Raw genomic sequence first — 25,354 nt, 5'->3', positions numbered from 1 at the left:
AGACGAGAGTAATCAGTTGAGGCGGGTGTTTTACCCTCGGCCGCCGGGAATCGAGTCGACGACGCGTCCGAGGACCCCCGCCTCGGCTTTCCGGAGGTGTTCGGCCGCGGTCCCGACCGCACAGCCGAGTTCGTCGGCGACCGCTTCGAGCGTCGCCGCGCGCGGATCGGCGTAGTAGCCTGCGTCGACCGCGATTCGGAGGGCCGTACGCTGCCGCGAGGTCAGCGTCGCGGTCGGATCGGAGAGTCGCCCGTCGTACGGCCGGATCCGCTGGACCGTCACGCCGATATCCCCCGGAAGCGAATCCAGGGCGGTTTCCAGTTCGTCGCCGGTACCGACGAGCGAGAGATCGAGACGCCGATCCGCACGGTAGACAACTGGGGGCACGACGACGACGCCGGTTCCGAGAAACGCCCCTGTCAGCCTGGCATCTGTGGCCCGCTGGTCCTCGGTGACGGCCAGATGGAAGCCGCGTCGGTTCTTCTCGGTCGCGATCTCGTATTCGAGGATCGACGGCTGGTCGTCGAGTGCATCGGTGTATACTGCCGGATCATCGCCGTCGACGAAGAACACGAGCGTGTTCCGCTCGCCGACAGCGGGATTCCAGTGCCGCAGGTGCGTCGCGCGGAATCCGGGCGTGTCGGCGACGAAGGCGTGCATCGGATGGACGTACGGCGCGGGCAGATCGAGTCGGAGTTGCATCGACCGCATCGGCGTCACTGCTCGGCGGACAAATAAAAATTCACCTCACAGCTGAGGCAAAGGATCCAGTCACCCAGTCGTCGAATACGGACCTATGCAGCCCTCCCACGATCTGCCGACGGCGCCGGAGCGAGCCGAGAGGCACGAGCACTCGACCGTCGAGGCCGCGATCGGTGCCCTCGACCAGCAGTTCCACACGCGACGGGAAGCCCACCGCCACGCACCGGGTGTCGTCGTCCGCCCCGACGACGTCCAGGACGTACTGGAGTACCTCCGTGCAGAGGCGGAGTTCGACCACCTCTCGTGTGTCACCGCACAGCAGTATCCCGACCGGTACGAGACGATCTACCACCTGAAGCAGTACGACGACCCGACGGCGGAACTCAGCGTGGTCGTTCCGACACCACTGGATGATCCGGCGAGCCAGTCCGGTGCGCCAGTGTTCCCGACTGCCGGCTGGCACGAACGCGAAGCCTACGATCTGGTCGGCATCGAGTACGAAGACCATCCGGATCTCCGTCGGCTGTTGCTGCCGGAGACGTGGCAGGGGCATCCGCTCTCCTTAGAGTACGACCAGACGCGTCCGCAGATTGTCCCGTACACCGAACACGTCAATCCGATCGAAGACGACGAGCGAGCGGGCGAGACGCTGCTTTTGAATATCGGCCCCCATCATCCCGCCACGCACGGCGTTCTCCACCTGCAGGTCACGCTCGACGGCGAGCAGGTCGTCGACGTCGACCCCGACATCGGCTACATCCACCGCTGCGAGGAGCAGATGTGTCAATCGAAGACGTATCGGCACCAGATTATGCCGTATCCCGACCGCTGGGACTGGGGTGGGGCCGGCCTGTTGAACGAGTGGGCGTACGCCCGGACGGCGGAGACGCTCGCGGACATCGACGTCCCGGAGTACGCACAGGTGATTCGGACGATGGCAGCGGAGCTCTCGCGGATGCTCTCGCACTTCCTCGCGGTCGGCGCCTACGCGCTCGACGTGATCGGGGACTTCACGGCGACGTTTATGTACGCGATCGGCGACCGCGAGCGAGTGCAGAACGTCCTCGAGGACCTCACCGGCCAGCGGCTGATGTTCAACTACTTCCGACTCGGCGGGGTCGCCTGGGACCTCCCGGAACCGCGCGAGGAGTTCCTCGATTCGGTGTACGAGCTGGTCGAGGGGCTCCCCGAGCGGCTGGCGGAGTACCACGACCTGCTCACCGGCAACGAGGTCATCCAGCTCCGGACTGTCGACACCGGCGTGTTGCCGGCCGAGACGGCGAAGGCCTACGGCTGCACCGGGCCGGTCGCCCGCGGTTCCGGCATCGATTACGACCTGCGCCGCGACGATCCCTACGGGTACTACGACAACCTGGAGTGGGACGTCGTCACCGAACCCGACGGCGACAACTTCGCCCGCCTGCTGGTCCGCCTGCGGGAGCTCGAACAGTCCGCCCGCATCGTCGAGCAGTGCGCGGACCTCCTCGCCGAGTGGCCGGCCGACGAGCGGACGGTCCAGTCGAACGTCCCGCGGACGATCAAGCCCGAGGCGGACGCCGAGATCTACCGAGCGGTCGAGGCAGCGAAGGGCGAACTCGGCATCTACATCCGGTCGGACGGGACCGACACCCCCGCGCGGTTCAAGATCCGCGGTCCCTCGTTTTCACACCTGCAGGCCCTCCCCGAGATGGTCCGCGGGGAGTACATCCCGGATCTGGTCGCAACGCTCGGCAGTCTCGATACGATTATGGGCGAGGTCGACCGGTAGGCCGCTTCGAGGCCAATCCTTCCGGCGTGGAATAAAGCGAACAGTCGGCACGGCCGCAACAGCCCACACCGACGTGCCGAGCACCCGCTGCCCGGTGTGGGGTAATCCCTACGTCACACGCCGCCTGGCCGCGCGGTCGTATATAAACGTCCGCCGTCGGCGGAGGAGCCCCCGACTCCGCGGACCGTAGCGTTTTATCCGCCCGCTGCCGTGGGACGCGTATGGCCTCTCAGGGGATCGTCGAGGAGTTTCTCTCTCTGAAATCCGACACCGACGCGGACGTGCTGACGATGCAGTGCGGCGACTTCTACGAGTTCTTCGCCGACGACGCGGAACTGGTCGCCTCGGAACTCGATCTGAAGGTCTCCCAGAAGTCCTCCCACGGCTCGTCGTACCCGATGGCGGGCGTTCCCGTCGACGACCTCACGCCGTATCTGAAAGCGCTCGTCGAGCGCGGCTACCGGGTCGCCGTCGCCGACCAGTTCGAGGACGACGGCGGCGACCACTACCGGGAGGTGACGCGGGTCGTCACTCCCGGCACGCTCTTGGAGACCGACGACGCCGACGCGCGCTACATCGCCGCTGTCGTGGGCGAACCCGGTGAAGAGAACGGAACGTCGGGACGCGGGCCCGCGACCGACGGAATCGGACTGGCGTTCGCGGACGCGACGACCGGGCAGTTCCTCGTCACCGTCGCCGACACGGCCGCCGACGCGCTGTCGGAACTCTACCGCTTCGATCCCGTCGAGATCCTGCCCGGACCGGACGCCCGCGGCGACGACGACCTCGTCCGCCGGCTTCGAGAGGAGACCGACGGCACCGTGTCGCTGTTCGAGGCCGACGCCTTCGCGCCCGGGCGGGCGAAACACGCCCTCCGAAAGCAGTTCGGCGACGAGACGCTCGACAGCGTCGGCCTCGACACCGAGCCGGCGATCCGGGCCGCCGGCGCCGTCCTCCGGTACGTCGAGGAGACGGGCGCGGGCGTGTTGCCGTCGATGACGCGGCTGCGGGCCTTCGAGACGAGCGAGCACCTCGAACTCGACGCGACGACGCAGCGCAACCTCGAACTCACGGAGACGATGCAAGGCGGCCGCGACGGGACGCTCGTCGACACGATCGATCACACGGTAACGAGTCCGGGCGGCCGACTGCTGCGGGAGTGGGTGACTCGTCCGCGCCGCGATCGGGGGGAATTGACCCGCCGGCTCGACTGCGTCGAGGCGCTCGCCGCCGGGGCGCTCGCCCGCGAACGCGTCCGGGAGGCGCTCGACGGCGGCTACGACCTCGAACGCCTGGCTGCGCGTGCCGCCTCGGGGAGCGCCGACGCGACGGACCTGCTCGCGATCCGCGAGACACTGGCGATTCTTCCGGACGTCGCCGACGCGATCGAGGAGTCGGCGCTCGCGGACTCGCCGCTTTCGGCCGTCGTCGATCGGCCCGACCGGACGGCCGCAGCGGAGCTCCGCGAGGAGCTCGAAAGCGCGCTGGCCGACGACCCGCCGAAGACGGTCACGCAGGGCGGGTTGTTCCGCCGCGGCTACGACGACGAACTCGACGACCTGCTGGAGCGCCACGCGGACGCCAGTGAGTGGATCGACACGCTCGCCGAGCGGGAGACGCGGCAGCACGGCCTCAGCCACGTCACGGTCGACCGGAACAAGACCGACGGCTACTATATCCAGGTCGGCAAGTCCGTCGCCGACGAGGTACCCGCCCACTACCGGGAGATCAAGACGCTGAAGAACTCAAAGCGGTTCGTCACCGACGAACTGGAGGAGCGCGAACGGGAGATCCTCCGACTCGAAGACGCCCGCGGCGACCTGGAGTACGACCTGTTCTGCGACCTCCGGGACCGGGTGGGGGCCCACGCGGGGCTCCTGCAGGACGTCGGCCGAGCGCTCGCAGAGGTGGACGCGCTGGCGTCGCTTGCGACCCACGCCGCCGGCAACGACTGGACGCGCCCCGAACTGACCGAACCGGGACCGCTCCGGATCGAGGCCGGCCGGCATCCCGTCGTCGAGCGGACCACCGAGTTCGTCCCGAACGACCTGCGGATGGGCGGTGTCGATGGCAGCGGGGAGCATACGGCGCCAAGCGCACCGGACGACAGCGGGGAACAGCCGGGAGCGGGCGCGCCGGACGACGTCGGCGGCGGCTCCTCGGGCGCCGATCGCGACTTCCTGATCGTCACCGGGCCGAATATGAGCGGGAAATCGACGTATATGCGGCAGGCCGCACTGATCACGCTGCTCGCACAGATCGGGAGTTTCGTCCCGGCGCGATCGGCGACGATCGGCATCGTCGACGGGATCTACACGCGCGTCGGCGCGCTCGACGAACTCGCGCAGGGCCGCTCGACGTTCATGGTCGAGATGCAGGAACTGTCGAATATCCTCCATTCGGCGACCTCGGAGTCGCTCGTCGTCCTCGACGAGGTCGGGCGCGGGACCGCGACCTACGACGGGATCTCTATCGCCTGGGCCGCCACCGAATATCTCTCCTCGGCGCAGGCGGCCACGCCGTCGCCGAAGGTCCTCTTTGCCACCCACTACCACGAACTCACGACGCTCGCAGAGCACATCGACGGCGTCGAGAACGTCCACGTCGCCGTCGACGAGTCCGGCGATGAGGTCACGTTCCTGCGGACGGTGCGGGACGGGCCGGCGGATCGCTCCTACGGCGTCCACGTCGCCGAACTGGCCGGCGTGCCGGATCCGGTGGTCTCCCGGGCGCGGGAGGTCCTCCGGAAACTCCGGGGGGACGAGGCGATCGACATCCGTGGCAGCGGAGGCGCAAGCGGCGGCGACGACACCCACCAGGTCGTCTTCGACGTCGACTCCGGGGAATTCCGGGCGGAGGCGAGCGCAGACGGGGGAGAAACGAGTCGAGGCGGGGCGGCCGAGCAATCACTGGGACCGGAGGAGTCAGGTGGCGAGCCGCAAACGGATCCGGCCACCGAGTCGGTTCTCGACGAGCTTCGCTCCGTCGACGTCGACGAGACGCCACCCGTAGAGCTGATGGGGAAAGTGCTGGAGTGGCAGGAGGAACTCGGCGAGGACGAGGGCTAGAACTCCGCGAAGGGCTTGTCCCGGGCGTTTTCGCGGTACGTCCGGTAGGTGTCCTCGGCCCAGGCTCTGACGTCCCCGTCGGTCGTTTCCAGCAGCGCGCGGGGGAAACCCTCGTCGTCCTCGACACCGATCTGTACCAGCCCGTCGTCCGCGAGCCCCAGATAGAACGGGAGCGGGTCGGATGAAACGAGGATATCGGACCGCTCGGTGTCGACCATCTCCGCGATAAGCGGCGCGAGTTCGTCGGACTCAAAGACTGGTTCGAGTTCCGGAGAGATCACCGTCTCGACCCGGAGCCCTCGGTTCGTGACCTGTTCGGTGAGCGTCTCGGTCGAATCCGGATCCACCGAGGGAAGCAGAATGCGGAGCTCTTCGGCGGTGTTGAGTATCGCGGCCTGTTGCTTCGCCGGGGCGTACGGGTTGGCGTCGGTGGAGGCGGTCACGTCGACGTCGCGTGCCCGCAGGAAGTCGGGCGCGTCGGAGTCGGTTGGAAACCACCGCAGGAACTCCGAGAGTTCCTCGGTCCGTCGGATCGTCGCGAGCAGATCGGCGAACTCGTCGGCGATGACACTGCCCGTGTGGGTCAGCCGGTAGGTGTTGTCCTCGGTTGCGACCCACCCCTCATCCTCAAGCGAACGGAGGGCCCGCGAGATTGTGGTTCGCGATCCCGCCACGTTCGCCCGGAGTTCCGGCTGATCGGCCGGCCCCAATCCGGCGAGGTACTCCATAACGCGAACGCGGGATGTCGCCCCGGCGAGAAACCGGACCTTTTCGAGGGGACCGTCGTTTCCACTCATTACTCGTCCGCAGGATATTCCATCGATCATACTTAATCTGTCGGAGAACGAAAACGTGACCCAGATTAGGGATACAGTTCCGCCGCTTGAAGAAGCAGCTGTCGAATAATCGCCGCTACCGACACATATCCGAAAGTTGTCTTTCGTTGACTTTTTGTAGAATATCCAGCGCACAGAGAGTGTGCACGCCGTGCACAGTGATCACGGGGTGAAACGTTCCCGGAAAGTAGCATTATTAGGATCCATATGAACCTCCCCGATATGTGGGGTTCAGGAATCGGTCAGGGGGGCGATCGACAGTGTGATCGACGGACGGGTAACCCGCTGCTGCCGACATATTTGGGAGGTGGACAACCGTGACCCGTGGGCGCGCTCGGGCGTCGGGGACGGCCGCCGCAGGTCGAAGCCACAGGGTATTGCTACTGCTGGCCGCGCTGGTACTCGCACTCCTGTTCGTCGGCCTCGTTCCGGGCGAAGCGGCCGCACAGGAGAGCGGTGATCGTGTCGAGATCGTCGACGCGTACCAGAATGAGAGTGGCTCCCTCGTGGTCGTCGTCCAGGCGAAAAGCAACGAGACGGTCGACACGCTGCAGTTTCGATACGAGAACGAGACTGACGAAGTCGGACCGCTGACTCTCGGCAACGGAGTCGTCTCCGCGGAGTTCGACGACGGATCTCCGTATGGTGGCAGCGGGTTCAACCAGAGCGACGGAGACCACGGAATGGTCCGGTTCGTGCTGAACGACTCGGCGCCGCACAGCCCGAATCTCCTTGAGTTGAATGTCTCGGCGTACGGGACCAGCTACGCAAGCGCCGATGCGGCGAACCGGTCGGTGCTGACCGCCAACGCGTACCAGGTGACGCTGCAGAACGCGACGGGCAGCCAGCTGTCCGACCCCGCGCCGATGCTCCTGTACAACAGTTCGTCGGCGACCCTGCGCGGCGCCGCGTTCACCTCCGGGGGCGCACAGAGCCTCCACTGCGGGGGTGTCGTAAGCGGTGACGCCTGCGTGGCTCCGGACGATGTCGATCCGACCGTCTACTCGGCCGGCAGGACGCGGGGGGAATCACCCCAGCCGCTTCCGACCTCGCTGTCCGCCCAGGCGTTCCGACTCCAGACGGCGAACGGAACGGCACAGACGGCGCTGGCGGTCAACGAGACAACGACGCTGCGGATCAATCGGTCGACCGCTCCGTACTTCGCCGAGACGTTCACTCCCTCCGGCGGTCCGTCGTCGTTCGCCGACGAGGTGCGGATCACGAACCGGACGAGCGGGGCAGTTGTCTACCGGTGGGAGCGGGTCGTCTCGCCGCAGCAGCCGGCGTTCCTCTCGCCGAAGACGCCTTACAAGATAACGTTCGTCAACGAGACGCAGAGCGAAACGAAGCGGCGGTACACCACGATTCCCACGAAGGGGATCACCCGACAGGTCTTCCTGATCTCGGAGAGCAATCAGCCGCTTCCGACGTCGACCGTGACGGGCCAGGTTCTGAACGATTCGGGCGAACCCGTCCCGAACGCGGTCGTCGCCGCCGAGCGGCTGAACGATCCCTCTCCGATGCTGCAGACGTTCAACAGCAGCACGACCGACGAGAACGGAACGTTCTCGATGCGGCTCCCGGAGACCGATACGACGAACTTCAGATACCAATTCCGGATCGTGAGCAACGAGACGAGCGGCGGGACCATCGAGTATTTCCCCACCACGGAGAACAACGACGGGAACGGGTACGCCGTCCACGAGACCCAGACCGTGGTCCCGACACTCGAACTCAAGCAAGGAGGGGAAGTCGATATCAGCGTCACGAACGCCTCCGGGGGCAACGTGCCCGCTCCGGTCGGGATTCCGAGTCTGAGCAGGACGACCGACAGCACCGGCGAGCGAACGCGGACAGCGCTGACCGAGTCATTCTCCACCTTCCAGTTGGGCCCCAGCCAGCCGACGCAGGCGCTGGTTCGGCTCCCCTCGCCGACAACCGGACCACAGTCGGACGTCGGCTACAACGTCTGGGGGTTAGATCAGTCGACGGACAAGGTCACGCACGTCTGCGCCGCACAGATCGACGTGTCGCAGGGGCGAACGACGGATTCGGGGTGCGAACTCGAGACGAACGGAACGCTGTCGATCGAACTCACACAGTACGAAAGCATCGTCGATCAGACAGGCCGGTCGAGAAATCTCGACGTCGGCCAGGGCGGCTTCTACTTCAGGAACGTGCTGGTGGTCCGCAACGCCTCGACCGGCAACGTGACCACCTACCTCGGTCCCGGGAGCGTCCAGCCGTTCGCCGCCGGGGGGGGCGCACAAACTCTCGATCTCCCGGTCCCGCCGGGCAACTACACAGTCGAACTGCGGCCGTCCGAGCAGTTCCAGGATCGGACGACGGTCCGTGACACGAGCAACCACACCGTGACCGCAAACAACACGACGCAGGTCGCACTCGACAGCGGCCGTGACTTCTTCTTCGAGGTCGACCCCGAACGGACTGAACGCCCCTTCCGCCGATCGAAGGACAACTCCATCGGGTTCTGGGTCGCTGATCCCGCGACAGAGGAGTTGTTGGACGACAGCAACGTGAGCGTCGCAATCCAGTTCAAACACCTCAACGGCACCGTCGCCACCGACGAGCAGACGCTCACGTACAACGCGGCCGGTGAGTCGTTCAACACGAGCACGCTCAATCCCGCGGACCTGGGACTGGAGTCGGGGCTGTACGTCGTCGATATCACGATCACCCACGAGAACGGGACCCGGACGTACAACACGACGGTCCGCGACGGCATCGAAGTCTCGGACTTCGCCGTCGACGTCCGGCCGAACCAGCGGGTCATCTCGCCGGAGGAGACGATCCAGCCGGATATCAGGGCGTTCAACCTGACCGCGGACCCGCCGGAGGGACTCAACGCCACCGCGGAGAACATCTCGGTCGCGATTTACGATCAGGCCGGCAACAAGATCAACGAGACGACGGTCAGCGAAGCAGGCGGCGAGCGCGTCAAGAACGGGTACGGTTCGGCCCAGATTGCCGCGCCCACGAACGTCGGGCAGTACCGGATGAGCGTCCTCGTCGAGCGGAACAACAGCCAGCAGGGCTACGCGACGACGTGGTTCCGCGTGGCACGCGCGAGCGTCGACGTGGACGTGAATCAGTCCGTCTACCGGCCGACGGATCCCGTCGAAGTGACGGCGACGGTCGAGGATGCAGACGGCAATCCAATCGGCGGCGCGACCGTGGAGACGACCGTCTCCGGCACGTCGAACTCGTCGGTGACGAACGCGAGCGACGGCGAAGCGACGCTCGTGCTCGATCCGGCGACGGTCGCCGACGGCGAGTGGTCGGGGACCACGTTTGTCCAGGTGACCGCGACGGTCCAGCAGGACGGCGAGGTGACGCAACTGGACAGCGGCGCCCCGATCGAAGTCAGGGCGTTCGATACCAGAGCCTCGGCCGCCCAGCCGCGAATTCAGCCGGAAGACAACGCCACGATCAACGTGCTCGTGCCGCCCGGAACGAACGTCGACACGAGCAACGTGACCGTCGCGGCGCTCAGAGGTGACGAAAACAACGTCGCAGACAGCAACTACACGGTGACCGATGCGGGCGAGTACTTCCGAGTCGAGATCGATTCGAGCGTCCTGGAGCCAGGGCCGAACGGCGTGTTGATCGAGGTGACGAACAACCAAGGAGAGACCGCACAAGATACTACCGGGGTGCAGGTCGCCTCACTCTCGCTGTCGGTTGAGACCGACCAGTTCTCCTATCAGCCGGGCGGCGAGTCGGTCAACGTTACGGCCGTGGCCAGGTATCCGAACGGGAGCGTCGTCGAGAACCAGCCGGTGACGCTCACGCTGAACCAGGTCGGTGACCGGCTCATCCAGGTCGACGGGAACGACAGCAGTGTCACCACAAACAGCGATGGGGTCGCGACAGCGACGCTTGCGACCGGCAGCGACGCGACCGGCTCACACGTGGTCGTCGCCGCTGCGAAGGGACAAAAGGCGTATCAGCCGGTCCGCGTGAGCGACGTGAACGCCACGCTGGTCGATAGTAACGGGGATCAGGTCGACACCTACACCGTCAACGCGAGCGAGGAGGAAACGGTCTATGTCAACGTGACGGACGCAGCCGGAAACCAGATCAACGACGGCGGGATCGAGGCCGTCGTGTTCGTCGACGGCGAACTGATCCGGCTCGGCGAAGGTGACATCTCGTCCGGAACCGCAAGCGTCACCTTCTCCGTCCCGTCGAACGCCAGCGGGACGTACCCGCTGGGCGTGAACGTCCGGACTCCCAACGGATTCGACAGGGCGACTGGAGCCGTCGAAGTGAGCGGTTCCAGCGCTATCGAACTCGAGGCGAACGCAGAAGACCGGATCTACACGCCCGGCGACAACGGCACGTTCAGCGCGACCGTCTCTCAGGGCGGCTCACCACTGCGTAACGAGCCGGTCGAGTTCGTGCTGGTCAGCGACTCGGTCGAGCGCGAAATCGGCAGGACGACGACCGATGCTGGCGGCAGCGCGACAATAGAGCCGACGGTCCCGAGCGACCTCACCGCCGGGGAGTACGGACTGCAGGTTCGGCTGCCGAACCGGGGAATCACGGCCTCCGACGGCCTGTTGCTCACCCGGATCAACGTCGACGTCGAGTCCGAGGAACCAGCCTACGCGGTCGGTGAGACCGTCAACCTCACCGTAGACGTGACCAACCGGACGACCGGCAACAACGTCTCCGACGTCGAGGGCGTCGTCCGCCTGAAACTCCCCGGCGGCGGCGAGAAGTTCGAGCCGTTCAACGAGACCGGGACCGGTCCCTACGACGTCAACGTGACGCTGCCCGAAGACTCGGAACTCACCGGTACTCAGACGATCGACGTCGGCGTCCGCAGCGGAAGTTCGATCAATATCGACTCGACGATCATCCAGGTCCGCAACGCCTCCGAGAACGCGTCACTGACGGTGCCCGAAGAACTCACCGCGGGCACGGAGTTCGAGACGACGGCGAACGCGACCGTCAACAGCTCCGCGACGCTTTCGGTGTACTCGCCGGGCACGGGTTCGGTCGTCGCCGAGCGTGACCTGAGCATCGACAAGGACAACGGAACGACATCGAACGTCACGCTCTCGTCGCCGGGCACGTACGTCATCGAACTCGACGTCCCGGGCGTCGGCTCGGAAGTCGTCGTGCGGAACGTCGACGGGACGGAAGACGATCCGGTGCTCCGAGTCGGTCCCGACCTGCGGACCAACGCCACTACCTTCGACACGACGGAGAGGATCTCGATCCGAACCGACAGCGCGGAGATGAGTGCGACGATCATCAGTGCGAACGGCACGCGGACCGTCGCCCTGAACCAGCAGAGCGGTGACGTCTACTACGGAACCTTCACCGCGGAGCGTCCCGAGGGGACCTACCTGGTCCGCCTCGACGGGCCGAACGCCACCGACGTCGATAGCCAAATAATCGAGGTGAGCGACGATGCGTAAGCGAATCTTCGCGGCCGTTCTCGCCGCGGTCGTTCTCCTGAGCGTCGCAGCGACGCCGGTCGCAGCCGCCGAACTGAGCATCGACGAGGTATCGCTGCCCAGCAGCGTCACACAGGGCGACGAGTTCGACCTCGAAGTGGGTATCAGCGGGTCGGACGTCGAGAACGTCGAGGCGACCCTCTCGCTTCCCGACGGGCTGTCTTGTACGCCCACGGGAACTCAGGACGTGACCTTGACCAACGGTGACGGCACCGCCACCTTCTCGTGTACCGCCGACGCGCCGGGCGAGTACGACAGCGACATCAGCGTCACCGTCACCGCAGACCGGACCAGCGACGGGCAGACCCTCGACGATCAGACCCAGTCGGGGATCGACGTCCTCAGTCCCGCTAGCCTGACGCTCTCGACGAGTGTCGATCAAAACTCGGTCGAGGAAGACAGTTCGAGTGGGCTGACCGTCGTGGTCCACAACACCGGCGACGTCTCGGCGGACTACGACGTGTCGGTGTCGCCAGGAGGCGGGCTCTCGGTGGATACCTCCTCCGCCAGCGGTTCGGTCGACGGCGGCAGTATCGACTCGACGGAGTACACGCTCACCGGGGAGAACAGCGACGGTGATCAGACGGTCGATATCACGGTGACCGGCGACAACGGACAGACGTTGAACGAGTCGGAGACGATCGAAGTGACGTCTGATGGCGGTGGCGGCGGTAGCGGGAGCGGGAGCGGATCGAGCGGAGATGATGTCTCCACGACGATGCCGACCAGCGACCGCCTACTCCCGGCAGACGCAATCCGTAATCAGGAGACTCGCGACCTCGTCGACGCCGATCCGGATCGTGCCGGCGTCCAGGTGCAGTTCGAGGAGGGATCGGTCAGGGAACTCAGCTTTGCGAACGACGACGTCGCCGGTACCGGTTCGGTCGAGGTGCAGGAAGCGGACACCGTTCCGACGGACGTGAACCCGCCGAACGGGAGGGTCCGCACCACAGTCGAGATTACCGTCCCAGAGGATCTCAGAGACGAACCGGCGACGATCCGGGTCAGCGTCGATGCCGACGAGATCGAGACGTCGCCCGAGCAGGTGGTGATCGAACGGTACGACGCCGGGGCGGACACCTGGACGGAACTGGAAACGACCCCCGTCGAGACCGGCGGCGACGTCGTAGAGCTCGAAGCCGAGACGCCCGGGTTCTCGCTTTTCGCAGTGACCGAAGCGGACGACGAAACGACGGCGACACAGACGGCCGCCGAGACGACGATGACGGATACCGCGACGTCGGAGGACGACACCGCTGCGACAGCAGATTCGGGCCAGACGTCGGCGTCGACCACTGAAACCGGAACGCCCGGGTTCGGCCTCGGTGTCGCGATTGTCGCCGTTCTTGGCGCAGCACTCGTCGCCGTGCGGCGAAAGTAACGACCGCGCCGCCGTCGGCTTTCGGTCACCGGTCCGGTAGAAACTCTTCAGAGTCAGCGTTTTAATCACCTGACAACAAACCCGGTTGCATGATCCGGGTCAGCGGAACGAACGCCGACCACGATGTCGGCGTGTTGACGGAGGATCTCGTCGTCTCCGGCACCAACGCGGACGTCACGTGCACCGTCCCGGCCGGTCAGTCGGTGTCGATCGACGCCGGAGGGACGAACGTCGAAATCGCCATCGACGGGCGCGGGTCGGTCGATCTCTCGCTGTCGGGGACGAACGGAACGGCAACGATCGCTCCCGAGATCGACGCGTCCGTCACGCGGACCGGCACCAACGCGGACGTCGTCCGGGAGCCGATTTCGGAGGCGGAGGCGACGACCCGCGCAGAGTCGGACGGAACGAACATCTCGGTCGAGTCGACGGCGAACGTCGACATCTCCACGGACGACATCGGTATCTCCTCGAACGGCGTCAATATCTCCAGGGACGACATCGATATCTCCTCGGAAACCATCGATATCTCCTCGAACGTCACAGCCGCGGGGGCTTCTGAATCCGACGACGACACCGGCTCCGGCACGGACGTGTATCCCGAAGGGGAGATGGCGAACTCGGGGAAGACGGACTCGGAGACGGACGTGTTCACGGACGCGGACGACGCCGGAGAGCCGACAAGAATCTACGACGATCCGGACGAAGGAGGGAGACCGACCGAGATATACCCCGAATCGCCGGAACCGTCGGACTGCCCGAGTTGCGGCGCCGACCTCCCGGACGCCGAGACGGTGAACTTCTGTCACGAGTGCGGGACCCAGTTGTGATCGGCGGCAGTCGCCGTGAGGAAGAGCCGGTTCGACCGGTAACGATTAAGGCGTGAGAAACGAGGGAGTAGATAGCAAATGAGGAGAGAGGAGCGATCGCGCCGCGTTCTCGCCCGAACGGTCACTCGGGGGCGACAGGTCGGCGTCTCCCACCGGAGGGTGCGAGCGTGACGGAGGAACACCTCGAAGCGACGGTCAGCCTCCGCGGGGTGTTGTTTTCGCCCTCGGCGGACGTGCTCGTTGTCAAGCGGACCAGCGACGGCGGGTGGGAACTGCCGGGTGGGCGTCTCTCCCCCCACGAGGACGCCCACGAGGGCGTCCACCGGGAGATCCGCGAGGAGACGGGGCTCGACATCGACGTGGGGCGGCCGATCCACGCGGTGTCGTGGCGGAACGACGACGGCCGGGGGCGGTTCGCGGTCTACTACTGGTGTGAGATAACCGACGGCGCCGCAACCGGAGCGGACGACGACGGCTGCCCGGTCAGTCTCAGCCACGAACACACCGACCACGCGTGGCTGTCGCCCGAGGACGCCGTCGGCCGTCTGAGCGACGTCCAGGAGCGGGCAGTTTCGATCGCGACGGAGGTGTACGGCCCGTGAGCGGAGAGGACGAGGGCGGATCGGAAGCGACCGGATCGGCGGGCGCGGCCGACGACCCGCCGACGATCCGGGAACTCGACGATCGGACCGTCAGACAGATCGCCGCCGGGGAGGTCGTCGAGCGGCCCGCCTCGGTCGTGAAGGAACTCGTCGAGAACAGCCTCGACGCCGGCGCGGACCGGATCTCCGTCGCGGTCGAGGCGGGCGGCACCGAGGGGATCCGGGTCCGCGACGACGGCCGCGGGATGGACCGCGAGTCGGTCGAGCGCGCCGTCGAAGAGCACACCACGAGCAAGATCGACGACATCGACGACCTCGAAGCGGGGGTCGGGACGCTCGGCTTCCGCGGGGAGGCGCTGCACACCATCGGCGCAGTCTCGCGGCTGACCGTCCGCACAAAACCGCGCGGCGGCGACGGTGCCGGAACCGAACTCCGGGTAGAGGGCGGCGAAGTCACGGACGTCGGGCCCGCAGGCTGTCCCGAGGGGACCGTCGTCGAAGTGGCGGACCTCTTTTATAATACGCCCGCCCGCCGGAAGTTCCTGAAGACGACCGCCACGGAGTTCGACCACATCAACACGGTCGTCACCCACTACGCGCTCGCGAACCCCGACGTCGCGATCTCCTTAGAGCACGACGACCGGGAAGTGTTCGCAACCGAGGGCCGCGGGAGCCGTCAGTCGGCGGTGCTCGCGGTCTACGGCCGCGAGGTGGCGGAGTCGATGATCCGCGTGGATGCCGAGCCAGAGACGTCGGCGGAGTCGGATCCAGCGGGCGGATCGACGGCCGGCGACTCCGCAGCGAGGGCCGCAACGGCGGACGGCGACGGGCCGGTCGAATCGGTGAGCGGACTCGTCAGTCACCCCGAGACGACCCGGAGCACCCGCGAGTACCTCTCGACGTTCGTCAACGGGCGGTACGTCACGTCGAGCGTCCTCCGGGAGGCGGTTCTCGACGCCTACGGCGGCCAGTTGGCCGGCGATCGGTATCCTTTCGCCGTGCTTTTCGTCGACGTTCCCGCCGACTCCGTCGACGTGAACGTCCACCCCCGGAAGATGGAGGTGAGATACAACGAACCGGAGGCGGTAAAAGACGCAGTCCGTACCGCTATCGAAGACGCGCTCCGGGAGGAAGGCATTCTCCGGTCGTCGGCGCCCCGCGGCCGGAGCGCCCCCGACGAAACGCCAATTGATCCGGTCGCACCCGACGACACAGTGGAACTAACGCCCGACGATTCGACTGCGTCGGAAACCCAGGATACCACCGATCGAGGGTCGGAAGATGCCCCCGAGTTGTCGGCCGACGAGACCACAGATCAGGCGCCGGAGGAAGTCCCCGAGTTGTCGACCGACGATTCGACGGGAGAAACGGTGACTGATCCGGATACGTGGTCGGTACAGCCCTCCGACTCGGTTCGGTCGCCGTCGTCAACGTCCCGCTCTGCGTCGGCGGAACCGGAAACCGAGTCCACGTCCGCAGGTCCAGCGTCGCAGTCGGAGACACGATCCGAACTGGCGTCCGATGTATCGAACGCCGGAGAGCCGAACGCGGACACATCAGATGCGGACGTCGCTGATATCTCGGATACGGACACACCGGATGCGGACGTCACCGAATTCCCGGATACAGACAGTCCGGATCGGGACGCGAAGGCCAGACCGTCGGGTCAGCACCGGTCGCAGTCGTCGACAGTCACCGACCCGAACACTCAGACGACGCTTACGGGCGACGATGCGACGCCGGAGACACGATACGAGAATCTCCCCGACCTCCGTGTACTGGGTCAGTTGCACGACACCTACATCGTCGCTGAAGCCGACGACGGGCTCGTCCTCGTCGATCAGCACGCTGCCGACGAACGGGTGAATTACGAGCGTCTCCGGGACCGATTCGGCGGCGACACGACCGCCCAGGAGTTAGCGGAACCGGTCGAGGTCGAACTGACGGCCCGCGAAGCGGCGGCGTTCGATGATTTCAGAGAGGCCTTGGCCCGGCTGGGATTCCACGCCGACCGGATCGGCGACCGGACCATCGCGGTGTCGACCGTTCCCGCACTGCTGGCCGAAGCGGCGGGACCGGAAGTGGTCCGCGACGTGCTGGTGGATCTGGTCGCCGACGGAACGGATGCCGATCGAACTGTCGATTCGATCGCCGACGAACTGCTGTCCGATATGGCCTGTCATCCCTCTATTACCGGGAACACGTCCCTGACTGAAGGGTCGGTCGTCGACCTGCTCTCGGCGCTCGACGACTGTGAGAATCCGTGGTCGTGTCCGCACGGTCGGCCCGTACTGATCCACATCGATTCCGCGGAGATCGACGACCGCTTCGAGCGGGATTATCCCGGGCACTGATACAGACTGTCATAGTGCCTTTTCGCGCTCGCCGAATCTCGTGCAGTAGCCGCCGGCGAGGACAATCCCGGTTCGTTTGATTCGTTCCTCCCCGAGATCCGGTATGGGCCGATTGGTCGAACTCGCTGCGACAGGACCGAAGAAAATCGACGATCCCGAGTGAGGCCTGGGGTTGGGGTCCGCGGCGCGATCCGCCGCTGATACTGTTACTCTCACTTTGTACCCCCGAGCGCCGTCAGCGGGGATGGCGCTCGGCGGGAAGCGACGAGAGTGGTCAGTATGAAACGTCACTCGGCGACGATCGCTCCCTTCGGACGGTGGATATGTATCTCTCGGCCCTTCCCGATTCCGTGGAATCCACACGTCTCCTCTTGTAGTAGTGGCCGAGAGTCCACAGTATGACTGACGAAGTGGATGATCCGAGCGAACTGCCGGCGACCGCGAGCGAAGTCGCCGAATCGTACCCGGAAGCGTGGGACGCCTACTCCGAACTCGGGAAGGCCTGTGCGGAGGCCGGACCGATCGACGGCGAAACGAAGCGACTCGTGAAGCTGGCACTCGCCGTCGGCTCCCAGTCGGAGGGCGCCGTTCACTCGCACGTCCGCCGGGGGCTGGACGAAGGTGTCGACCCCGAAACGCTCCGTCACGTCGCGATTCTTGCGGCCCCGACGATAGGTTTCCCGAAGGCAGTCGCGGCGTTGACGTGGATCGACGACCTGGCGGACTGACTGATTCTGTCGGTTGCGGCCGATTTTCCGCGACTTGGGGCGTGTGAACGCCACCTGAGACCGTCACACAGCCCGATTGCTTCCGTGAGAATCGAGCGCCTCGCCGACGCGTACGACCTCCCGTTGCTGGGACGGATCCCACTCGTTCCGGCGATCCGGGAACCCGGCGAATCGGGCGAACCGATCGTCGCGCACCCGTGCCACCTCCGTTTCCTGTATGCAAATGTATATATGTTCTTGTGCAAAACTAAAGATTAGAGTAGTCTAATTTATTATTTAGTGACTAACTATGAAACGCGAGATATACGACGGCCGAGCGGTGACGCGTCGGGACGCACTACGCGCCGGCGGTGCAGCGGCGTTAGTGGGATTGGCTGGGTGCACTGCACTGCCGAGCGCACCGGGAGAGGCAGCGAGTGTCGGTGGCGACGGAAGCGACGGGCCCGTCGCCGTGGCCTCCTTTTTCAGCTTCTTCGACTTCGGGCGGCAGGTCGCCGAGGATACCCCGCTGACGGTGGAGAACCTCGTTCCGACGGGGCTGCACGGCCACGGGTGGGAGCCCAACGCCGAGATCACCCAGCGCATCATCGAGGCGGACGCGTTCGTCCACGTCGGGGAGAATTTCCAGCCCTGGGCCGATCGGGCCATCCAGACGATCAAAGGCGACGACATCGACACGGCGCTCATCAACGTGCGGAAAGACATCGACTTGGTGGACCTCGCCGCGTCTCTCGACCGCGAAGAGGAGGGCGTCGGGGACGGGCGCGGGAAGGATCCGCACTTCTGGTTAGATCCCCAACGCGCGAAGCAGTCCGTCGACAACATCGCCGAGGGATTCGCCGAGATCGTCCCGGAGTACGCCGATACCGTCCGGGAGAACGCCGAGACGTACAAGGCCGACGTGCTCGACCGCATCGACGCGGATTACCAGGCCATCTTCGAGCGGGCTGAGCGCGACATCGTCCAACTGGCCGCCCACAACGCGTTCCAGTATATCGGGGTGCGCTACGGCGTGCGGATGCGGCCGCTGGTGACGAACCTGGCAGCGAGCAACGACGTCAAGCCCGCCGACATCCGGGAAGCGGCGGAAGTAATCCGTGAAAACGACATCAGATACATCGCCAACGGCATCTTCGAGTCCCAGCGTCCGGCCCAGCAGCTCGTCCGCGAGACGGCCGTGGAGGCGTACTTCCCCGTGACACCGTACGCCGGCGTCCGTGAGGAGTGGGTCGAGGAGAACTGGGGGTACAAGGAGATAGCGTACAACATCAATATGCCCACGTTCGAGATCGTCCTCGGCAACGAGACACCCGAGGATGCAGCCCCGCGGGAGGGCTGGGTCGAGCAGTGGCGGAACTTTGAAGCGATATGAGCAGACAGGACGCCGACCCACCGACGGCAGCGAGCACAGGCCGGGCGACGACCGAGACTGACCCAGGCGCCACGGCGAGCGAGTCAGTCATCGATCTCGCAGGCGTCACCTTCGGGTACACGGCGACACCCGTGATCGAAGACATCTCGCTGGCCATCCATCCGGGAGAGTACGTCGCCGTCGTGGGGCCGAACGGCTCCGGGAAGTCGACGCTGATGCAGGTGATGTTGGGCCTGCTCGAGCCCGACGCGGGGACAGCCTCCCTGTTCGGCGAGCGCGCCGACCGCTTCGACGACGGCGAACGGATCGGATACGTCGCTCAGGGGGCCAGTACCGCAAAGGAGATGCCCATCACCGTCCGCGAGGTCGTTAAGATGGGACGATACGCGCACGTCGGATTCGGTCGACTGTCGAGCGAGGACTGGACTATCGTCGAGGACGCGCTCGCGACCGTCGGGATGAGTGCGTTCGCCGACCGGCGCATCACACAACTCTCGGGGGGGCAACGCCAGCGTGCGTTCATCGCGCGAGCGCTGGCAAGCGAAGCCGACCTGCTCGTCTTGGACGAGCCGACGGTCGGCGTCGACGCCGAGTCGGTCGACGCCTTCTACGATCTGCTGGCGGCGCTCAACGCCGAGGGCATCACCGTCCTCCTCATCGAGCACGACCTCGGGGCGGTCGTCGAGCACGCCGACCGTGTCGTCTGCCTGAACCGCGAGGTCTACTTCGACGGGCCGACCGACGAGTTCACCCAGAGCGACGCGCTGGCCCGGGCGTTCGGAGCCGACACGCAGTTTCTCACGGGGCAGGACGGATGATCGGGGAAGTGGCGGCCACGCTGGTGGCGAGCCTCCTCGCTACCGTGGATCCGTCGGTCGCACTCCCGCTGCAGAGCGTGCTGGGCGCTTTCAGCGACCTCGTCTTCGGCGTCCTCCTGTGGTTCTTAGAGCAGTGGTACTGGCTGATGGACTGGGTGTACTATTTCACGGGCCTGGAGATGCTGAACCCGCGCTATCGGTTTATGCACCGGGCGGTACTTGTCGGGCTCTGCGTCGGCGTGATGGCGCCGCTCATCGGCACGTTCCTCGTCCACCGGCAGCTCGCGCTCATCGGAGACGCGCTCGCTCACACCGCGTTCGCGGGGGTGGCCGTCGGCCTGTTCCTGAACGCCGTCATCGACCTGGGTGTGTCGCCGTACCTCACCGCCGTCGTCGTGGCGATGATCGCCGCGCTGTTTATCGAACTGATTTCGGAGGTCACAGACGCCTACAACGACGTCTCGATGGCCATCGTCCTGTCGACGGGGTTCGCGCTGGGAACGACGCTCATCAGCCTCAACGCGGGCGGGCTCGCCGTCGGCGTCAACCAGTTCCTCTTCGGCAACCTCTCGACGGTGTCGCCACGGAGCGCGGCTATCCTCCTCGTGCTTTTCGCCGTCATCGTCGGGACGGTAGCTGTCACGCGCAACCAGCTCCTGTACGTGACCTTCGACGAGACGGCGGCTGCGGTCTCCGGCATCCCCGTCAACTGGTACAACCGGGTGATGGTGATGCTGACGGCGCTTGTCGTCGTCGGCGCGATGCAGATTATGGGGGTCATCCTCGTCGCGGCGATGCTCGTGGTTCCGGTCGCGGGCGCCACGCAGGTGTCCCGGAGTTTCTCCGAATCGCTGGTGGTCTCGGTCGTCCTCGCGGAACTCGCGGTCCTTTTGGGCATCAGCGTTGCCTACTACGGGGGCGTTACGGCCGGCGGGGCCATCGTCCTCGTTGCCGTGGCGATCTACGTCTGCGCCGTCGTGTTAGGCAAAGTTCAGTCCGTCCGCGGGGAACAGCAAATGCCGACTATGGGGAGCATCGAGGCCGGAGACGAAGATGCTGGAAGCAGTCCGAAGGGGGACTGAGACTGACTGTCGTCGTCTCTTCTCGGTGCCCGCCAGTACTGGGGACGGCGAGCACCGGTGAAAAATTACAACAGTCATTACGACGGTGGCGACTCGCTACTCGACGGTCGCGTCCGAAGCGACAAGGGCGGTCAGCTGGCTCTGTCGAACGGTCTATTACGTCCGGTCGTAGAAGAGTACCTCTCGGAAGCTGGCGTCCGCTTGACAGTCAAACTCGCAGTAACTGATTGCTCATCCGGCCCCACGCAATCGTGCGATCATACGAGCGAAGACTGGCAGACGCCACTTTAGCTGTCAGCTATCCACGACTGCAGTCGTGGACTTCCGCCTCGCATCTCCGCGAGTCGACCGTCACGTTTGGCCCCGATTGAGTTTAGAATACAATCAATTATATATTCTCCATTCTCCTCAGACACCGTATATATCCAGTACGAAGAGAATAGAGACGCAATATCTCCGATTGCATCGGAACCATTAATTGAGGTTCTATTCAATTTGAGCTCGATGAGTCAAGCGACGGAACGACTTCGCCGATATCTCGACGACGAACTCGGGGAGTGTCGCAACGAGGACGTCGAAAAGCGGCTCGACGAACTCGGGACACTCGAGGCAGCGCTCGGGGAACCCCAGGTCGACGCCGAGCTCGATACGCTGTCGGCGCTCGCAAACGAGACGCGCTACACGCTCGTCCGCGTCCTCGTCGCGGCCGAGGAGGAACTCTGTGTCTGCGAACTGAACGCGGTCGTCGACGTGACCGAGAGCGGGCTCAGCCACGCGCTCTCGAAGCTCGTCGATGCCGGCCTCGTCGAGGGCTGGAAGGACGGCCGCTGGAAGAAGTACCGGGCGACAAACCGCGCGGTCGCGCTCGTCACCGTCCTCGAAGGGAGTGTGACCGCCGATGAGTAACGTCGAACACGACCACGGGCCGAACTGTGAGTGTCCCGACTGCGGGGACCCCCGATCGATGGACTTCCTCGACAAGTACCTCACCGTGTGGATCTTCGGCGCGATGGCCGTCGGCGTCGGTCTCGGGTACGTCGCGCCGTCGGTGACTCAGCCGATCCAGGACCTCCATCTCGTCGAGATCGGCCTGATTCTGATGATGTACCCGCCGCTGGCGAAGGTCAACTACGGGCAGCTCCCGACCGTTTTCAAGAACGTGAAGGTGCTGGGGCTGAGCCTCGTCCAGAACTGGCTGATCGGCCCGACCGTGATGTTCGCGCTCGCGGTGATCTTCTTCAGCGGCCTCGTCCCCGGTCTGCCGGCCCGGCCGGAGTTCTTCCTCGGCCTCGTGTTCATCGGAATGGCCCGGTGTATCGCGATGGTGCTGGTCTGGAACGAACTCGCGGAGGGCTCCTCGGAGTACGCCGCGGGGCTGGTCGCGTTCAACAGCGTCTTCCAGATCGTCACCTACGGCGTCTACGTCTGGTTCTTCGCCTTATTCCTCCCGCCGCTCTTCGGGATGGAGACGCTCGTCGCCGGCATCTCGCAGTTCGGCATCACGCCGATGCAGGTGTTCGAGGCGATCGCGATCTTCCTCGGGATTCCGTTCGCCGCGGGGATCCTCTCGCGGTACGTCGGCACGCGAACGAAAGGCGTCGAGTGGTACGAAGAGGAGTTCGAACCGACGATCAGCCCGCTGACGCTTGTCGCGCTGCTTTTCACGGTGATCGTGATGTTCGCGATGCAGGGCGAGCGCATCGTCGGCAAGCCCAGCGACGTCCTGCTCATCGCCGTGCCGCTGACGATCTACTTCGTGGTGATGTTCTTCGTGAGCTTCGGGATGGGCCGGGAGATCGGCGCCGACTACTCGACGACCACGGCGATCGGATTTACCGCCGCCTCGAACAACTTCGAACTCGCGATCGCAGTTGCAGTCGCGGTCTTCGGCGTCGGCTCCGGCGTCGCGTTCGCCACTGTCGTGGGGCCGCTGATCGAAGTACCCGTGCTCCTGGCGCTGGTCAACGTCGCGCTGTACTTCCAGCGCCGCTTCGACTGGCGCGGCTACACCACTGGGAGCCTCACTGAAACAGCCGGCGGGCCCGGCACGGACGACTGAGAGACGATGCCCGACCACCAACAAACGACCGTCGCGTTCGTCTGCGTCCAGAACGCCGGCCGCTCGCAGATGGCGTACGCGTTCGCACAACAGGAAGTAGGGGAACGGGGACTGTCGGACGAGATCGACCTCGTCACCGGCGGCACGCGCCCCGCCGACCACGTTCACGACGAGGTCGTCCGGGCGATGCACGCGGTCGGAATCGATATCTCCGACCGGACGCCCCGGGAGATCACGTTCGAGGAGACGCGGGAAAGCGACTACGTCATCACGATGGGGTGTTCCGCCACAGACGTGTGTCCGGCCGGTTGGGCGGGCGAGAACCGCGACTGGGATCTCGACGATCCCGACGGGAAATCGGCGGATACGGTCGCCACGATTCGAGACGATATCGAAGACCGGGTCACCCGGTTGCTCGACGAAGTCGCGTCTCGGTTTTGAGTTCGCGAACCGTCGCGCATTTCGTGGATTCGTCCCTGGTCGCACGCTCGACTCCTTCGGGGCTCCTGCGTGTCGGACAGACCTCCGTAACGAATCCTTATGTGTCGGCTTGCAGAACAGGGCGGTATGACAGACATCGTAACCTTCGGCGAGACGATGCTCCGGCTCTCGCCGCCGCGGGGCGACCGCCTCGAACGGGCCCGGAGGCTCGACGTGCACGCGGGCGGCGCCGAGAGCAACGTCGCCGTCGCGGCGTCACGGCTCGGCTGTGAGGCGGTGTGGCTCTCGAAACTCCCCGACTCCCCGCTCGGACGGCGGATCACCGCCGAGCTGCGGAGCCACGGCGTCAGGACGGAGGTTGCGTGGGACGACCGCGAGGGCGCACGCGTCGGCACGTACTACCTGGAACACGGCAGCGAACCGCGCGCGACGGAGGCGATTTACGACCGCGCGGACGCGTCGGTGACGACCGCGACGCCGTCGGAGTTGCCCGCGAGCGTGCTCCAGTCTACGTCGGTCTTCTACACCAGCGGGATCACGCCCGCGCTGTCGTCGACGCTCGCCGAAACGACGGAGGCGCTCCTGCGGGCGGCCGGGCAGGCGGGTGCGACCACCGCTTTCGATCTGAACTACCGCTCGAAGCTGTGGTCGCCGGCCGCGGCCGGCGAGGCCTACGAGTCGCTGTTTCCGCACGTCGACATCCTCGTCGCTGCCGAGCGCGACGCCGCGACCTGTCTCGGTCGGGAGGGCGACCCGATCGAGGTGGCCAACGGCCTCCTGCGGGACTTCGATCTCCGGACGGTCGTACTCACCCGCGGGGAAAACGGGTCCGTGGCCGTCAACGACGGCGAGGTGTTCGAGCAGGCGACGTACGACGCCGACACGTGCGACGCCATCGGGACGGGCGACGCGTTCGTCGGCGGCTACCTGGCGAAGCGGTTGGACGGGGGCACCGTCCAGGACGGACTCGCCCACGGGGCCGCGGCGGCGGCGCTGAAGCGCACGATGGCGGGCGATATGGCAGTCATCACCCCCGCGGAGATCGAGGCGGTCATCGAGGACAGCGGGGCCGAGATCTCCCGATGACCTCGACGACGCCCACGACGAGCGGTCGCTACCGCGTCCTTGGTCGCCCGCGCGATCCGGCAGAACTCCTGTTGGTGACGGTGGACGGCAGCGACGCGGGGGTCGACGGTGAACGTCCCGGAGGCGCGGACAGCAGCGAAACCGACGCCGAAGAGGCGTTCGCACCCGTGTACGTCGATACGACCGGATACAGCGGCGGGTCGGCGGAGACGATCGACGACCTCCACGCCGGCGCGCTCGTCGAGGTGACGCTGTCGTGGCCCGACGGCGAGCCGCGATTCGAGACGGTCGATATCGTCGCCGAGACGACCTTCGAGTTCTACGACGGCGTGACCGGCATCTTCGAGGCTGCAAAGGAGACGTGGATGCTCGCAGAGGCCGAAAACGAGGGGATGAACAGCCGCGTCACCAAGAGCACCGACGGCGACCCCAACGGCGCGCTGTACGTCTTCGCGAAGCAGTCCGGCGCCCGAGACCTCTTCGAGGAGTTTCGGACCGGCGTCACACCGCTGGATCCCCTAGTCCGTCGGGTCGATGACGCGGAGTCGCTCCCGCCGGAACGTGAACAGCCACGTGCCGTGTTCGTGCTGCGCCCCGCAGACGAGCCGTTTCTCGTGGTCTATGTCGTGTTCCGGCGCGACGGGATGCTCGCCGAGACGATGCGATCGACGTACGGCAATTGAAATCTGGTAGTGGAGCGTTCGGACGCTTCACACTCGGACTCACAGTCGAGACAGA

Annotated in this window: 19 protein-coding genes; 16 read left to right on the top strand and 3 right to left on the bottom strand. The window is 65.6% G+C overall.

The annotated features are described in order from the left end of the window. Positions 1-30: 30 nt before the first annotated feature. Positions 31-711 (bottom strand): helix-turn-helix domain-containing protein, encoded by a 681-nt coding sequence (locus RJT48_RS14895; protein ID WP_311173132.1) that lies wholly within the window; start codon positions 709-711, stop codon positions 31-33. A gap of 85 nt (positions 712-796) precedes the next feature. On the opposite strand from RJT48_RS14895, the gene RJT48_RS14890 reads away from it, so the two are divergent. Continuing rightward, on the top strand, positions 797-2,470 hold the full coding sequence (locus RJT48_RS14890; RefSeq protein ID WP_311173131.1) for an NADH-quinone oxidoreductase subunit D: 1,674 nt from the start codon (positions 797-799) through the stop codon (positions 2,468-2,470). Between the two features lie 221 nt (positions 2,471-2,691). Then, positions 2,692-5,538 carry a DNA mismatch repair protein MutS gene (mutS, locus tag RJT48_RS14885; protein ID WP_311173130.1) on the top strand — a complete coding sequence of 949 codons (2,847 nt, stop codon included), beginning with the start codon at positions 2,692-2,694 and terminating at the stop codon, positions 5,536-5,538. Here mutS and RJT48_RS14880 read toward each other — a convergent pair. After that, entirely contained in the window at positions 5,535-6,335 is an 801-nt protein-coding gene (locus RJT48_RS14880) for a helix-turn-helix transcriptional regulator (RefSeq protein ID WP_311173129.1), read from the bottom strand. The genes mutS and RJT48_RS14880 overlap by 4 nt on opposite strands. Positions 6,336-6,691: 356 nt before the next feature. Here RJT48_RS14880 and RJT48_RS14875 point away from each other — a divergent pair, with 356 nt between their 5' ends. The 6 genes from RJT48_RS14875 (at position 6,692) to RJT48_RS14850 (ending at position 17,758) form a co-directional block, all read left to right on the top strand. Continuing rightward, positions 6,692-11,824 carry an alpha-2-macroglobulin family protein gene (locus RJT48_RS14875; RefSeq protein WP_311173128.1) on the top strand — a complete coding sequence of 1,711 codons (5,133 nt, stop codon included), beginning with the start codon at positions 6,692-6,694 and terminating at the stop codon, positions 11,822-11,824. Beyond that, positions 11,817-13,244: a PGF-pre-PGF domain-containing protein gene (locus RJT48_RS14870; protein ID WP_311173127.1), complete on the top strand. Its 1,428-nt coding sequence runs from the start codon at positions 11,817-11,819 to the stop codon at positions 13,242-13,244. The genes RJT48_RS14875 and RJT48_RS14870 overlap by 8 nt, the downstream gene beginning before the upstream one ends. Positions 13,245-13,333: 89 nt before the next feature. Continuing rightward, positions 13,334-14,074: a zinc ribbon domain-containing protein gene (locus RJT48_RS14865; protein WP_311173126.1), complete on the top strand. Its 741-nt coding sequence runs from the start codon at positions 13,334-13,336 to the stop codon at positions 14,072-14,074. A 167-nt stretch (positions 14,075-14,241) separates the two neighbouring features. Further along, entirely contained in the window at positions 14,242-14,676 is a 435-nt protein-coding gene (locus RJT48_RS14860; RefSeq protein WP_311173125.1) for an NUDIX hydrolase, read from the top strand. Next, positions 14,673-17,030: a DNA mismatch repair endonuclease MutL gene (gene mutL / locus RJT48_RS14855; protein WP_425604720.1), complete on the top strand. Its 2,358-nt coding sequence runs from the start codon at positions 14,673-14,675 to the stop codon at positions 17,028-17,030. Before RJT48_RS14860 ends, mutL begins: the two co-directional genes overlap by 4 nt. Before the next feature lie 398 nt (positions 17,031-17,428). Then, the gene (locus RJT48_RS14850) at positions 17,429-17,758 is read left to right on the top strand and encodes a carboxymuconolactone decarboxylase family protein (RefSeq protein ID WP_311173124.1); all 330 of its coding nucleotides are present in this window, start codon (positions 17,429-17,431) and stop codon (positions 17,756-17,758) included. Between the two features lie 63 nt (positions 17,759-17,821). Here RJT48_RS14850 and RJT48_RS14845 read toward each other — a convergent pair whose 3' ends face one another. Next, on the bottom strand, positions 17,822-17,962 hold the full coding sequence (locus tag RJT48_RS14845) for a hypothetical protein (RefSeq protein ID WP_311173123.1): 141 nt from the start codon (positions 17,960-17,962) through the stop codon (positions 17,822-17,824). A gap of 115 nt (positions 17,963-18,077) precedes the next feature. Between RJT48_RS14845 and RJT48_RS14840 the strand changes: the two genes are divergently transcribed. The 8 genes from RJT48_RS14840 (at position 18,078) to RJT48_RS14805 (ending at position 25,299) form a co-directional block, all read left to right on the top strand. Beyond that, a complete protein-coding gene (locus RJT48_RS14840; RefSeq protein WP_345784754.1) occupies positions 18,078-19,130 on the top strand; it encodes a metal ABC transporter substrate-binding protein in 1,053 nt (350 codons plus the stop codon). Further along, positions 19,127-19,948: a metal ABC transporter ATP-binding protein gene (locus RJT48_RS14835; protein WP_311173121.1), complete on the top strand. Its 822-nt coding sequence runs from the start codon at positions 19,127-19,129 to the stop codon at positions 19,946-19,948. The genes RJT48_RS14840 and RJT48_RS14835 overlap by 4 nt, the downstream gene beginning before the upstream one ends. Then, complete coding sequence (locus RJT48_RS14830; protein ID WP_311173119.1) at positions 19,945-21,030, top strand: metal ABC transporter permease; 1,086 nt, start codon at positions 19,945-19,947, stop codon at positions 21,028-21,030. Before RJT48_RS14835 ends, RJT48_RS14830 begins: the two co-directional genes overlap by 4 nt. 504 nt (positions 21,031-21,534) lie before the next feature. After that, positions 21,535-21,936: an ArsR/SmtB family transcription factor gene (locus tag RJT48_RS14825; protein WP_311173118.1), complete on the top strand. Its 402-nt coding sequence runs from the start codon at positions 21,535-21,537 to the stop codon at positions 21,934-21,936. Continuing rightward, positions 21,929-23,089 (top strand): ACR3 family arsenite efflux transporter, encoded by a 1,161-nt coding sequence (gene arsB / locus RJT48_RS14820; protein WP_311173116.1) that lies wholly within the window; start codon positions 21,929-21,931, stop codon positions 23,087-23,089. The genes RJT48_RS14825 and arsB overlap by 8 nt, the downstream gene beginning before the upstream one ends. Before the next feature lie 6 nt (positions 23,090-23,095). Then, on the top strand, positions 23,096-23,530 hold the full coding sequence (locus RJT48_RS14815) for an arsenate-mycothiol transferase ArsC (RefSeq protein WP_311173115.1): 435 nt from the start codon (positions 23,096-23,098) through the stop codon (positions 23,528-23,530). Positions 23,531-23,656: 126 nt separating this feature from the next. Next, entirely contained in the window at positions 23,657-24,616 is a 960-nt protein-coding gene (gene kdgK1, locus RJT48_RS14810; protein ID WP_311173114.1) for a bifunctional 2-dehydro-3-deoxygluconokinase/2-dehydro-3-deoxygalactonokinase, read from the top strand. Next, positions 24,613-25,299 carry a DUF6663 family protein gene (locus tag RJT48_RS14805; RefSeq protein WP_311173113.1) on the top strand — a complete coding sequence of 229 codons (687 nt, stop codon included), beginning with the start codon at positions 24,613-24,615 and terminating at the stop codon, positions 25,297-25,299. The genes kdgK1 and RJT48_RS14805 overlap by 4 nt, the downstream gene beginning before the upstream one ends. Positions 25,300-25,354: the final 55 nt, after the last annotated feature.

It is taken from the genome of Halobellus ordinarius (assembly GCF_031823395.1).
GTDB lineage: Archaea > Halobacteriota > Halobacteria > Halobacteriales > Haloferacaceae > Haloquadratum > Haloquadratum ordinarius.
The sequence above is the reverse complement of the archived record's forward strand: the minus strand, read 5'-3'. Positions and strand labels throughout refer to the sequence as shown.

Bases quoted from the DNA above. Each gene is read 5' to 3' on its own strand.
- RJT48_RS14890 (WP_311173131.1), top strand. From the start codon at position 797: ATGCAGCCCTCCCACGATCTGCCGACGGCGCCGGAGCGAGCCGAGAGG.
- RJT48_RS14865 (WP_311173126.1), top strand. From the start codon at position 13,334: ATGATCCGGGTCAGCGGAACGAACGCCGACCACGATGTCGGCGTGTTG.
- RJT48_RS14805 (WP_311173113.1), top strand. From the start codon at position 24,613: ATGACCTCGACGACGCCCACGACGAGCGGTCGCTACCGCGTCCTTGGT.
- arsB (WP_311173116.1), top strand. From the start codon at position 21,929: ATGAGTAACGTCGAACACGACCACGGGCCGAACTGTGAGTGTCCCGAC.
- RJT48_RS14880 (WP_311173129.1), bottom strand. From the start codon at position 6,335: ATGAGTGGAAACGACGGTCCCCTCGAAAAGGTCCGGTTTCTCGCCGGG.
- mutS (WP_311173130.1), top strand. From the start codon at position 2,692: ATGGCCTCTCAGGGGATCGTCGAGGAGTTTCTCTCTCTGAAATCCGAC.
- RJT48_RS14895 (WP_311173132.1), bottom strand. From the start codon at position 711: ATGCGGTCGATGCAACTCCGACTCGATCTGCCCGCGCCGTACGTCCAT.
- RJT48_RS14870 (WP_311173127.1), top strand. From the start codon at position 11,817: ATGCGTAAGCGAATCTTCGCGGCCGTTCTCGCCGCGGTCGTTCTCCTG.
- RJT48_RS14835 (WP_311173121.1), top strand. From the start codon at position 19,127: ATGAGCAGACAGGACGCCGACCCACCGACGGCAGCGAGCACAGGCCGG.
- RJT48_RS14825 (WP_311173118.1), top strand. From the start codon at position 21,535: ATGAGTCAAGCGACGGAACGACTTCGCCGATATCTCGACGACGAACTC.
- kdgK1 (WP_311173114.1), top strand. From the start codon at position 23,657: ATGACAGACATCGTAACCTTCGGCGAGACGATGCTCCGGCTCTCGCCG.
- RJT48_RS14815 (WP_311173115.1), top strand. From the start codon at position 23,096: ATGCCCGACCACCAACAAACGACCGTCGCGTTCGTCTGCGTCCAGAAC.
- RJT48_RS14850 (WP_311173124.1), top strand. From the start codon at position 17,429: ATGACTGACGAAGTGGATGATCCGAGCGAACTGCCGGCGACCGCGAGC.
- RJT48_RS14830 (WP_311173119.1), top strand. From the start codon at position 19,945: ATGATCGGGGAAGTGGCGGCCACGCTGGTGGCGAGCCTCCTCGCTACC.